A 12,488-nucleotide genomic window follows, 5' to 3' on the forward strand; every position below is an offset into this window, starting at 1 on the left:
CCCGAGCAGCCACCTACCAAGACTGGATCCATAGCTACAATCACCACAGACCCCATACCGGCATCGGCGGCAAATCACCCATCAACCGTGCTCACAACGTCAGTGGGAACAACAGCTAGTTCTCCACCGCCACGACCGTCGAGAAGCCAGTGTCGCCGTAGCGCACCAGCCCGAGGTAATCCGTGCCCGCGGCCAGACCACTCCACGAGGCCGTGTAGGTCGCTTCAACGCCCTGCACTCCCGGGAGAGGGTTCGGGGCAACGGTGAACGCTCCGGCGCCGGCACCCGGCGCGACCGTGAAGGTGGTCAGGTCGTACCGGTCGGTGCCACTGAAGACCGACGCGACAACCTGGTAGTACCCGGCCGTCGGGTTCAGCAGGTCGACGTGTTCGTCCGTCGCCGCCGTGGCCGACTGCCAGCCTTCGATCGGCGTGCCGCCCTTGCCGCTCAATCGGTTGACCACCAGGTCAAGGTCGGCGGCGTCGGTTAGTGAATCAAGGTCGAAGCGCTGCAACACCGTTCCCGCCGGAACCTGCACGGTGAAGACGATCTCCGTTCCGGGGAGCCCCGTTCCGGTGTAGGCCTTGCCCGGGCCGCCCTTCTTCTCTCTGAGCAGCACGCCGGCCGCGAGGCCGTCGGTCGCCAGGGGGATGTCGGAGGTCGTGCCGGGCGTCACGCGGATGCCGACGGAGCCGGCCAGACCGGTTCCGTCGGCGGTGATCGGCGACTCGAGGGTGACGGGCTTGACCGCCACCGGGCTGTGCACGACGGTCGCGCCGCTGGTCCAGCTGAGCGAGCCGGTCGCGAACGTGTCGACGGGCGCATCCGTTCGGGAGAACGTCGCCGTGTAGGACTGAGTCTCCCCTGCCGCGCCGAAGGTCAGCGTGGACGGCTCGATCGTCACGTCGATGCCGGCGAGGCCGGACACAGAGGCGTCGAAGGTGCCCGCCTGGGTCGACGTCACCGTGCGGGTGATCGTCTCCGGCCGGGTGAGCGAACCGATGCCGATCGAGGCCAGGTTGAGGTTCGACGGGTCGACCGCGGTGACGGCGTCCAGGCCGCCCCCGGTGTAGCCGGCGCCCTTGATGTAGGACATCCAGTCGCTCTCCCCGTTCAGGTAGACGAGTCCCGGTCTGAAGAACTTCGTCGGGTCGATGTGGCCGGCGCCCTGCAGAAACGGGTCGGTCACGGCAGCGCCGGAGCCGGTGACCGTGTTGTAGGCGGTGGTCATGAAGGCCGATTTCACCTCGGCCGGGCTCGCGCTCGGCGTCTGGCCCAGGTAGAGGGCGGCAAGGCCCGCCACGTGCGGCGACGACATCGACGTTCCGGACAGGAACTGGTACGTGCCTGCCGCGCCCGCAGCGTTGGCACCGCCGGCGAGAATCGCAACCCCGGGCGCCGAGACGTCCGGCTTGATGATGTCACTGCCGTCGGCAAGTATCGGTCCGCGCGAGGAGAACCCGGCGACCTGCGGGGCGGGCGGAGTGGTCCCGAGCGCATTGCCCGGCGTGAGGGTCACGGTCGCCCCGGCGGTGCCTGCGTAGGCGAAGGCCGTGGCGAACGCTTCGGCGTTGAGGTGCACCGTCGGCACCGCGTGCTGGTCGAGGTCGAGCGAGCTGGCCGTCTTGTTCACCAGCACCATGCCGATACCCCCGGCACGCTTCACCTCGACGGACTTGGCGACCCGGTCATAGACGCCGCGCTGACAGAACACGATCGTGCCGGTCACCTTGGCCGGGTCGAGCGAGTTCGGCCCGCAGAGCAAGGGGTCTGTTCCGCGCCGGGCGGCGACGAGGTCACCGCGCACCAGCGCACCGGTCACGCCGACGGCAGGGACCGTGATCGAGCCGCCGCCATAGGCAGGGCCGCTGCCGAGGGTGGCGGTGGCCTCGTAGCTCGGAATGGTGCTGGCCGCCACGGTGGTGATCCACGGCGACGCGTTATCGAGCGTGGAGGCGTCGGGACCGGCGTTACCGGCCGACGCCGCCACGAAGATGCCGGCGGATGCCGCGCCCAGGAAGGCGACGTCGGTGGCGGAGACCGTGGTCTGGGCCGCACCGCCGCCGATCGAGAAGTTGATCACGTCGACACCGTCGGCCGTGGCCTGGTCGATCGCCGAGAGGAGGTCGCTGGTGGCGCATCCGTCGTCGTCCTGGCTGACCGGGTCGGGGCCGGACCAGCAGACCTTGTACGCGGCGATCTTCGCCGCGGGCGCAACGCCCGAGATGGTGCCGAAGTCGATGCCACCGACCGACGCGCCGACGGCGTGGTTGCCGGCTGCGGTGCCGCCGGTGTGTGAGCCGTGGCCGTCGCCGTCGCGCGGCGAAAGGTATTCGCCGACGCTTTCGGCACCGATCCGGGAGGCGCCGAACCCGTCGACGTAGTACCGGGCACCGACGATTTTGGTGCTGCAGTCGTCTGCGGTGAACTGCACACCCACGACGCAGGCGCCGGTGAAGGTGCCGCCGTCGGACTTGCCGAAGCGGATGCCGCCGTCGGCCGTGCGAAACGGAGCGTCGCCGAGATCGGTGCCGAGGGGGTCGCCGGCGAAGGACCCGTTCTCCGGGGCGATGCCGGTGTCGATGATACCGACGACGACGCCGGCGCCGGCCGCGTCAACGCCGCCGACCGCGTCCCAGACCCCGCCGACGCCGGCGGCGTCACCGAGCCCGAGGAAGTCGGTCGAGGACTGCGCCGTGACCCGGCGGATCGCGTCCTTCTCGACGGCGAGAACCTCTCGGTTCGCGGAGAGTGCGGCGGCCTGGACCGCGGTGAGTTCGGCGGCGAATCCGTTGAGTGCGGTCGTGTAGGAGACGCTGACGCTCACCCCGGCGGCCGCGGCGACCCTTCTCTGCTCGGTTGCGAGGTGCGCGGCGTAAGCGGTCGCGTTCTTCGAGCTCGCGTCGAGCTGCCGGCCCGGGGCCGGCTTGGTGGCGTCGAAACCGGCGACGCCGCCGGAGTAGGCGGCGACCGCGCTGGCGGCCAGCGTGACGACGTAGCGGCCGGCCTCGAAGGCGGTGGCCGGTTTTTCAATGGCCAACCGCGGAGCCTGCTGCGGTGCGGCGCCGGCTGCGACGGTGCCGCCGACGAGGGCCGCGGTAGCCACCAGCCCGACGGTCAGGGCCACCGCGGTGGCCCTACACAGTGCGCGCGGCGGCCGGGGGTCGAGGTCCCAGGGTGAGAAATGCCGATTTCGTGAGTTCACGTGCATCATCCAATCCGTTCAACGACGAAAGGTTGACCCCCAACGGAGGCACATGAACTTGAAGCTAGCTGAATTCGACCTCAGACTGTGCAACTTGCACGCGTTGACACCTGAACTGGGGGCATCCAGCACAGTAGGGTGACGCGACTCAGCGACTCAGCGACTCAGCGACTCAGCGACTCAGCGCGCCGGCCGCCGCCGGCTTGCGAGCGGCGATCTGGGCCTGCACCGAGGCGTCCCGGCGGCCGCCGATCGCCCGCAACGCGTTCAGGATCGTGGCCAGGTCGACGAATTCCTGCAATAGTGCTCCCGCGGTGGCGGGAATGAAGCCGAACGCGGCCAGGACCATCAGGCCGAGGCTCAGAGCGATGCCGAGCCAGATGCTCTGCAGCGCGATCCGGATGGTGTCCTGGCCGATCGCGACCGCGCGGGCCGCGCGGGTCAGGTCGTCGATCAGGATGACGACGTCGGCCGATTCGCTCGCGGCCGTGGCCCCGCGGGCTCCCATGGCGATACCGACGTCGGCGACGGCCAGCACGGGTGCGTCGTTCACCCCGTCGCCGACCATGATCACCGGGCGGTGGGCCAGGCCACGCACGGCGTTGACCTTGTCGGCGGGCAGGCAGTCCGCCTGCACCTGCTCGATCCCCACCAGCGCCGCGATGTGCTCGGCGGTGGGCCGAGCGTCGCCGGTGAGCATCACGGTGTCCCGCAGGCCGAGCGCCCGCAGATCCGCCAGAGTCTGCGGTGCGTTCTCCCGCAGCGTGTCACTGGCGACGATGCTGCCGGCGAAGCGCCCGTCGACGGCGATGTAGATGGCCAGTTCGCCGCCCTCGATCGGGGCGGCCACGGCATCCGTCGCCCGTTCCCGGATGAACGACAGCTTGCCCACGGTGACCTCGCGGGCGCCCAGCCGGGCCACGACGCCGTGCGCGGGAACCTCGTTCGCGGTCTCCGACCCGATCAGCTCCAGCCCGCGGGTCCGGGCCGCCGCGATCACGGATGCCGCGAGCACGTGCGACGAGTACTGCTCCGCGGACGCGGCGAGTACGAGCAACTCGTCCTCGTCGAAGCCGGGCTCGGGAAGCACGCGGGCGATGGTGGGGCTGCCGTGGGTGAGCGTGCCGGTCTTGTCGAAGACCACGGTTTTGGCCCGAGAGAGCATTTCGAGCACCCCACCGCCCTTAACGATGATGCCGTTGCGGGCGGCCCGGCTCATGCCGCCCATGAAGGCGACCGGTGCGGAGATCAGGAGTGGGCAGGGGGTCGCCACCACCAGCACCTCGGCAAACCGGGCCGGGTCGCCGCTGACGATCCAGGCCAGGGCGGCGATCGAGAGCGAGACCGCAGTGAACGGCACGGCGTAGCGGTCCGCCAGGCGCACCACGGGGGCCTTGCTGGCCGATGCCTCTTCGACCAGCGCGATGATCTGCTGGTACTGGCTGTCCGCGGCGGTCGCGGTGGCTCGGATGGTGGCGGCAGCCTGGCCGTTGATCGACCCGCTGAGCACGGCGTCGCCGGCTTCGCGCTCGACCGGGAGGCTCTCCCCGGTGAGCGAGGACTCGTCGAAGACTGCGCTGACTGAGACCAGAGCGCCGTCGACCGGCACGATCTCGGCAGGGCGAACGAGAAGCAGGTCGCCCGGCCGCACGTCGGTGGCCGGCACGTCCTCGACCTCGCCGTTTCCGTTTCCGGTATCGGTATCGGTATCGGTATCGGTATCGGTATCGGTATCGGTATCGGTATCGGTATCGGTATCGGTGCCGGTGCCGGTGCCGGCGCCGGCGCCGAGCCGGTGCGCGATCTGCGGGGCCCGCCGGAGCAGGGCGTCGAGCTCGCGCTTGGCCCGGTTCACGGCGAAGTCTTCGAGGGCCGCGCCTCCGGTGAGCATCAGCACGATGATCAGGGTGGCCACGTATTCGCCCACCAGCACCGTGGCGACGATGGCCGTGATCGCGAGCACGTCGACACCGAGGGTGCCGCCCAGCAGCCGTCGTACCATGCCGATCGTTTCGTAACCGGCGACCAGCAGGCCGAATCCACTGAACAGCCAGCGCACGGCATCCGTCTGACCGCCCAGGGCGAGCACCGCGCCGATGAGCCCGAGCAGCACGGTCGTGGCGACGAGCGGGTAACGACGAACGGCGGCGACCAGAGACGACATGGTCATATTCTTGCCTCACTCGCCGGCCACCGCCAGCAAGGAAAGCCTCCCCTCAGGGCCGGGAAAACCCGGAAAAACGCCTAAAAAAGGGCGGCAGCCTCACCCGGGGGGGGGTGAGACTGCCACCCTGTCGCTGCGGGTTAGGCCATGCGGGCCTGGAGGTTCTCCGCGATGGCCGCGAGGAACTCCTCGGTCGTCTGGAAGGCCTGCTCCGGGCCCACGAGAAGCGCGAGGTCCTTGGTCATCTTGCCGCTCTCGACGGTCTTGATGACCACGTCTTCGAGCGTGTTGGCGAACTCGGCGAGCGCCGGGTTCCCGTCAAGCTTGGCGCGGTGCGCGAGGCCGCGGGTCCAGGCATAGATCGAGGCGATCGGGTTGGTCGAGGTGGCCTTGCCCTGCTGGTGCTGGCGGTAGTGGCGCGTCACGGTGCCGTGCGCGGCCTCGGCCTCGACGACCTTGCCGTCAGGCGTGGAGAGCACGCTGGTCATCAGGCCGAGCGAGCCGAAGCCCTGCGCGACGGTGTCCGACTGCACGTCGCCGTCGTAGTTCTTGCAGGCCCAGACGTAACCGCCCTCCCACTTCATGGCAGAGGCGACCATGTCGTCGATCAGGCGGTGCTCGTAGCTGAGGCCGGCCGCGTCGTAGCGGGCCTTGAACTCGGCGTCGAAGATTTCCTGGAAGATGTCCTTGAAGCGGCCGTCATAAGCCTTGAGGATCGTGTTCTTCGTCGACAGGTAGACCGGGTACTTGCGCTCGAGGCCGTAGTTCAACGACGCGCGGGCGAAGTCGCGGATGGAGTCGTCGAGGTTGTACATCCCCATCGCGACGCCGCTGCCGGGGGCCTGGAATACCTCGAACTCTTGCGGGGCCGAGCCGTCCTTCGGGGTGAAGGTCATGCTGAGCGTGCCCTCGCCCTCGAAGCGGAAGTTGGTGGCCTTGTACTGGTCGCCGAACGCGTGGCGGCCGATGATGATCGGCTTATTCCAGCCCGGCACGAGGCGCGGGATGTTCGAGATGATGATGGGTTCGCGGAAGATGGTGCCGCCGAGGATGTTGCGGATGGTGCCGTTGGGCGACGCCCACATCTTCTTCAGGCCGAATTCCTCGACGCGCGCCTCGTCGGGCGTGATGGTCGCGCACTTGACGCCGACGCCGTGCTTCTGGATGGCGCGGGCCGAGTCGATCGTGATCTGGTCGTCGGTCTCGTCGCGCTTTTGGATCGACAGGTCGTAATACTCGAGGTCGATGTCGAGGTACGGGTGGATCAAGGTCTCCTTGATCGCGTGCCAGATGATGCGGGTCATCTCGTCCCCGTCGAGCTCGACGACAGTGCCTTCAACCTTGATCTTCGCCAATGGAAATCTCCTCAGAATATCGGGGGGCAAGAATAGCCACACCGATTCTAGTGGAGCGACGTAACTATCTTGACATCGAGACAGTTTCCGGATCTTCCGGATGGGGCCACCCCCCACGCCCTGTCGTCCGAAAACCCGACTACCGGCCGGCTCCGGTGCACGTTAGCCTGTTCGCATGGGTGAACTACGACTGGAAGAACTGTCCGCGCGCAACATCGTCGCGGCGAACAGCCTGAGCCTGAAACCGGGTCAGGAGCAGTTCATCGCCCCCGTCTCCTACGCGGTCGCGGCGTCCGTCATCAACCCTGCTACCGCCTGGCAGCGCGTCGTTCTGCTGGACGGCGAGGTTGCCGGCTTCATTCACGGAAACTTTGACCCCGACTCACCGCACGAAGAATTCCGTGCCTGCATCTGGCGCATCAACGTGGACGCGGAGGCCCAGGGCAAGGGTGTCGGCAAGTTCGCCGCAGACGCACTCGCCGCCGAGGCCCGCAAGCGCGGCTTCGACCACATCACCGTGATCTGGGAACCCGGCGAAGAGGGGCCGGAGTCGTTCTTCCACCGCCTGGGCTTCAGCGACATCGGCCAAACCGTCTACGGCGAGATTATCGGCGCATTGCAGCTCTGACTCGCAGCCGATGACGGATGCCGGCACCCGGGAACCTGCCTTCGTCACGCACGTTCTCGGAATCGTGGAGTCGATCCCGGCCGGTCGCGTGATGACCTACGGTGATGTCGCGGCCGTGCTCGGCTCCCGTGGAGCCCGCCTGGTCGGGCAGATCATGGCGCGCCACGGCACCGCGCTGCCCTGGTGGCGTGTGATCCGGGCCGGCGGACGCCCGCCGATCGGGCACGAGGAGCGCGCGCTCCCCCACTACACCGCGGAGGGCACCCCGTTGAAGGCCGGGGCATACGGCTACCGCATCGATTACGCGGCGGCGCGCTGGAGCCCCGCATAGCGATCACCGCCCGGGGTTGCCCGCAATGCTTGGTTCGAGGCTGCGCCGGATGCTACCGTTTTTCATGGACAGCGAAAGCACAGCCGCACACACCGCCCTCGATCCCGTCGTCACCGACCCGGGCGCCTACCGAGTACTGCTTGAGAACGACCGCGTTCGCGTGCTCGAGTTCCTCGACGCTCCCGGCGATGAGACCAATCCCCACGAGCATCCCGACAGCGTCATGATCACGCTCAGCGCCTACGCCCGGCGCCTGTCGTCGGAGGGCCGCGAAATCGACGTCGAGCTGCCCGCCGGCGAGACCCGCTGGCTGCCGGCCCAGGAGCACGCCGGCGTGAACATCGGCCGCACGCCGACGCACGCGATCTTCGTCGAACTCAAGGAATCGCCCGCGATCCCGCGGGATCCCAGCTACCACCCGCTCGGACCGGTCGCCTCCAACCGCCCCCTGACGGGCACGCCGCTCTCCGACGACTCGAGCGACGAGGAAAAGGCCTGGGGGTTCGCCTAACCGCTCGCGCCGCGAGTCGCGTCGCCGATCACACCAGCGAGTCGCGCCAGGCGGCGTGCAGCTGCGCGAACCGGCCGGTGCCGGCGATCAAGTGGTCGGGCGTGCCGTCCTCCACGATGCGCCCGTGCTCCATCACGAGCACCCGGTCGGCGATCGCCACAGTCGATAGGCGATGCGCGATGATCACGGCGGTGCGTCCCCCGAGCAGTGTCTGCAGCGCCTGCTGCACGAGGCGTTCACTCGGGATGTCCAGACTCGAGGTGGCCTCGTCGAGGATGAGCACCGCCGGGTCGGCCAGGAACGCCCGAGCGAACGAGATCAGCTGCCTCTGCCCGGCGGAGACGCGCCCGCCGCGCTTGTTCACGTCGGTGTCGTACCCGTTCGGCAGCCCCGCGATGAAGTCGTGCGCGCCGACCGCTCGGGCCGCCGCCACGATCTCGGCGGGCGTCGCATCCGGTTTGCCGATCGAAATGTTGTCGGCGACCGAACCGCTGAACAGGTAGGCCTCCTGGGTGACCATGACGATCGCTCGGCGCAGGTCCTTGGGGTGCAGGTCGCGCAGGTCGACGCCGTCGAGGGTCACCTGACCCACCGACGGGTCGTAGAAACGCGCCATCAGCTTGGCCAGGGTGGACTTGCCGGCCCCGGTCGACCCAACCAGGGCGATGGTCTGCCCGGCCGGGATCGTCAGGTCGAACTGCGGCAGGATGACCCGGTCGCTCTGGTATTCGAATTGCACGTTCTCGAACGAGACCGCACCCTTTGCCGCCCAGAGGTCGACCGGCGTCACCGGGTCCGGCACTCCGGGATGCTCCTCGAGCACCCCGGAGATCTTCTCCAGCGCCGCGGCGGCCGACTGGTAGGAGTTGTAGAACATCGCCATCTCCTCCATCGGGTCGAAGAACCGGCGGGTGTAGAGCAGGGCCGCGAGCAGCGCGCCGATATAGAGCTGGCCGTCGACGACGCGGAACCCGCCGACCAGGAGAACGACCGCGACGGCCACGTTCCCGATCAACACGAGACCCGGATCGAAGATGCCGAACAGCTGGATGACCCGCTCATTCACCTTGCGGTAGTCCTCGACCAGTTCGCCGAACACCTTCTCGTTGCGTTTCTCCGCCCGGAAGGCTTTGACCGCACGGATGCCGGTCATGGTCTCCACGAACTGCACGATCAGGCTCGCCGACGCCGTTCTCGACCGGCGGAAGAGCGTTTGCGAGCGCACCTGGAACCAGCGGGTGAGCAGCGCCAACGGCACGATCGACGCGAGCAGGACAAGCCCGCTCGTACCGTCGAGCAGGAACAGGGCGATCGCCGTGAACACCATGTACAGCAGCCCCTGCACGAGCTGGTTGATGCCCGAATCCAGCAGTTCCCGGATGGCGTCGAGGTCGCTGGTCTGCCGGGAGATGATGCGCCCCGAGGTGTACGACTCGTGGAATTCGAGGCTCAGCCGCTGCGTGTGCAGGAAAACCCTCTTGCGCAGGTCGATCAGCACGGCCTGGCTGATCCGCGCCGACATGATCGTGTACCAGGCGATCAGGATGGCCCCGACCACACCCGTGGCGAGGTAGACCACCCCCGTGGCGGCCAGCGGCACCCAGTCCTGCTCCATCAGCGCGGGCAGACCGCGGTCGATCCCGAACGCGATCAGGGCCGGGCCGGCCACCTGCGCGGCCGTGGACACGACCACGATCAGCATTGCCGCGAGGACCGAAAAGCGCACCGGGTGCAGCAGCGACCCGAGCAGGCGCAGCGACCGGCCCCGGATCTGCTTGCTCTCCGCGGCGGTGAAGTTGCTGCGGTCTTCGCCCTCGACACCGGTGACGGTCATCGCGCCGCCTCCTCTCGTGCGGACTCTCGTCGTTCTTCGTCTTCCAGGCTCGAGATGACGAACTTGTAGTGTTCGCTCTCGCGGAGTAGATCGGAGTGCCGTCCGATCGCGGTGACACGCCCGTTCTGGAGCAGCGCCACCCGGTCGGCGAGCATCACGGTGGACGGCCGGTGCGCCACGATCAGCGCCGTGGTCGCGGAGAGCACCTCGCGCAGCGCGGCTTCGACAAGGGACTCGGTGTTCACGTCGAGCGCCGACAACGGGTCGTCGAGCACGAGCACGGCGGGTTTCGCCGCCACCGCCCGCGCGAGCGCGATCCGCTGCCGCTGGCCGCCGGAGAGGCTCATCCCTTCCTCTCCGACGAGCGTGTCCACGCCCTCCGGGAGGTCGTGGGCGAAGCCGGCCTGGGCAACCATGAGCGCCTCCTCGAGTGCGGCATCCGCTTCGGGCGAGCGCTCGGCCCACTCCGGACGGCCGAGCAGCACGTTGTCGCGCACGGATGCCGAGAACAGCGTCGCATCCTCGAACGCCATCGACAGGTGGCGACGCAGTTCCTCGCGGCCGAGGGAGCGCACGTCGACCCCGTCGAGGGTCACCGCCCCCTCCGTCACGTCGTAGAGGCGGGTGGTGAGCGCCGTCAGGGTGGACTTGCCGGAGCCGGTCAGACCGACGAGCGCCATGGTCTCCCCCGGTTCGAGCACCAGGTCCACGCCGTCGAGCAGGTCCGGGAAGCGGCTCGGCGAGTCGGGGTAGCGGAAGTGCACGTTCTCGAACGCGAGGCGGCCGCGGGGCCGGTCGACGGTGACGGGATGCTCGGGGTCGGTGATGGCGTTCGGCGCGTCGAGCACGTCGAAGAACCGGTCGGTCGCGGTGCGGGCATCGAAGGTCATCGACAGCAGGAACCCGACCGACTCGATCGGCCAGCGCAGCACGGTGGCCGTGGCGAAGAAGGCCACGAGCCCGCCCACGCTGAACTCGCCCTGGCCAGCCAGCCAGACACCGGCGACGAGGCAGAGGGCGAAGGCCACATCCGGGATCATCAGCAGCCACAGCCAGATGCCGGCGATGGCGCGCGCCTTCTCGATCTCGGTGCCGCGCAGGCTCTCGGCCTGGTCGGAGAAATTCTTCAACGCGAACTTGCCGCGCCCGAAGGCCTTGAGCACCCGGATGCCGTGCACCGACTCCTCGACGGCCGTCGCGAGGTCGCCGGCCTGGTCCTGGCTGCGCCGCGCAACGACGGAGTATTTCTCCTCGAACAGGTAGCCGACGATCCACAGCGGCACGGAGCAGACGAGGAAGATGAGGCCGAGGATCCAGTTCATCGACACCAGGATGGCGGCGCCGATCACAACGGTGACGACGTTCACGATGAGCAGCACGAGGCCGAACGAGATCCAGCGGCGGATCAGGTTGAGGTCGCTGACGGCGCGGGAGAGCAGTTGGCCGCTCGGCCACTTGTCGTGGAATGTGACCGGGAGGTCCTGCAGCCGGGCGTAGAGCGCGTTGCGCATCCGGGCCTCGATGTGGGTGCCGGGGCCGAGAACGAACCAGCGGCGCAGTGCGATCAGCACCGCCTCGATCACGCCGAGGGCGAGTACCACGATGACGGCCGGCCAGATCTGGGCGGCGTCCTGCTGAGTCAGGGCCCCGTCGACGAGGCGCTGCAGCACCTGCGGGATGGTGAGCGCCACAAGCGCCGCCAGCAGGGCGGCGAGCATGCCGAGGGCCAGCCGCGGCAGGGCCGGCCGGGCGAAGGGGTAGAGGCGCAGCAGCACCTGGAGGGTGTTCCTCCGGGGCAGGGCAACGGGGTCGGTTCCCGCTGCGGGGTCGGGGTCGGGCGGATGGCTGTGGTCGGTGAGCGTGGTCACGAGTGAGTCCTGAACGAGTCTGGTTCCAGTGAACGGCGGCGCGCGGCGCCGGGAGGCCGACGACGAGCACGTCGGTCGGCGGGGGTGGAAGCCGTAGCTTCCGGGGGCAGCATGGCTGCCGGCCTGCGGGGCGGAGCCGGTCGCTGGGTGTCAGCGGCCCGGGGTCAGGCCCGAGGCGGGGCGGGAGATCGCGGGAGGGGGCAGGCTAAGCGGCGCGCGGGAACGAGGTGGCTGCGCCAAGGCGCGCGCCGTCGTTCGCACACGTTGCGATCGTGAACGGTGCTGTCTTGGTCATGTCGGCCTCCTGAGCGCGTGGTGTCTGAGCTGTGCCCCCCTGATCAGGCAGCCTCTCAGACTACGGTTCCGGGGCCTCGGGCGCAAGCGCCGAATTCGGGGATCGGGATTCAGCGCACCCGTACGCTCAGGCAGGTGACGCAGCCCTCGAGCTTCTCGAAGTCGGAGATGGGTGGCTCGGATTCGGCGCGCCGGTCATGCGCCGCCCCGCGCGTGGCGTGCCGTGCGCGGAGCGGCGCAGCACGCGCGCAGCGCCGGCGAAGCGACCGGGGAGCCGCCCGGGGCGGCTACCGCGGGC

9 protein-coding genes are annotated in these 12,488 nt (G+C 68.9%); 4 read left to right on the plus strand and 5 right to left on the minus strand.

Translation table 11 applies throughout. The features are described from left to right. The coding region (locus tag E3N94_RS02695; protein ID WP_166790036.1) for an integrase core domain-containing protein at positions 1–119 on the plus strand (119 nt) is incomplete at its 5' end. Here the strand turns inward: E3N94_RS02695 and E3N94_RS02700 are convergent. The 3 genes from E3N94_RS02700 to E3N94_RS02710 form a co-directional block, all read right to left on the minus strand. Continuing rightward, positions 116–3,205, minus strand: a complete 3,090-nt coding sequence (locus E3N94_RS02700) for a S8 family peptidase (RefSeq protein WP_241977330.1) — start codon at positions 3,203–3,205, stop codon at positions 116–118. The two genes, E3N94_RS02695 and E3N94_RS02700, sit on opposite strands and share 4 nt — an antisense overlap. Before the next feature lie 172 nt (positions 3,206–3,377). After that, on the minus strand, positions 3,378–5,369 hold the full coding sequence (locus E3N94_RS02705) for a heavy metal translocating P-type ATPase (RefSeq protein ID WP_134569728.1): 1,992 nt from the start codon (positions 5,367–5,369) through the stop codon (positions 3,378–3,380). 140 nt (positions 5,370–5,509) lie between these two features. Then, entirely contained in the window at positions 5,510–6,724 is a 1,215-nt protein-coding gene (locus E3N94_RS02710) for an NADP-dependent isocitrate dehydrogenase (protein WP_104100190.1), read from the minus strand. A 175-nt stretch (positions 6,725–6,899) separates the two neighbouring features. Between E3N94_RS02710 and E3N94_RS02715 the strand changes: the two genes are divergently transcribed. The 3 genes from E3N94_RS02715 (at position 6,900) to E3N94_RS02725 (ending at position 8,194) form a co-directional block, all read left to right on the plus strand. Further along, positions 6,900–7,352 (plus strand): GNAT family N-acetyltransferase, encoded by a 453-nt coding sequence (locus E3N94_RS02715; RefSeq protein ID WP_104100191.1) that lies wholly within the window; start codon positions 6,900–6,902, stop codon positions 7,350–7,352. 10 nt (positions 7,353–7,362) lie between these two features. Continuing rightward, complete coding sequence (locus E3N94_RS02720) at positions 7,363–7,683, plus strand: MGMT family protein (protein ID WP_104100192.1); 321 nt, start codon at positions 7,363–7,365, stop codon at positions 7,681–7,683. Positions 7,684–7,747: 64 nt separating this feature from the next. Then, positions 7,748–8,194: a cytoplasmic protein gene (locus tag E3N94_RS02725; protein ID WP_198411461.1), complete on the plus strand. Its 447-nt coding sequence runs from the start codon at positions 7,748–7,750 to the stop codon at positions 8,192–8,194. A gap of 28 nt (positions 8,195–8,222) precedes the next feature. Here the strand turns inward: E3N94_RS02725 and E3N94_RS02730 are convergent, their stop codons facing one another. Continuing rightward, positions 8,223–10,028: an ABC transporter ATP-binding protein gene (locus E3N94_RS02730; RefSeq protein WP_104100193.1), complete on the minus strand. Its 1,806-nt coding sequence runs from the start codon at positions 10,026–10,028 to the stop codon at positions 8,223–8,225. After that, complete coding sequence (locus tag E3N94_RS02735) at positions 10,025–11,746, minus strand: ABC transporter ATP-binding protein (RefSeq protein WP_104100201.1); 1,722 nt, start codon at positions 11,744–11,746, stop codon at positions 10,025–10,027. The genes E3N94_RS02730 and E3N94_RS02735 overlap by 4 nt, the downstream gene beginning before the upstream one ends. Positions 11,747–12,488: the final 742 nt, after the last annotated feature.

The organism is Cryobacterium sp. Sr3 (assembly GCF_004402835.1).
GTDB lineage: Bacteria > Actinomycetota > Actinomycetes > Actinomycetales > Microbacteriaceae > Cryobacterium > Cryobacterium sandaracinum.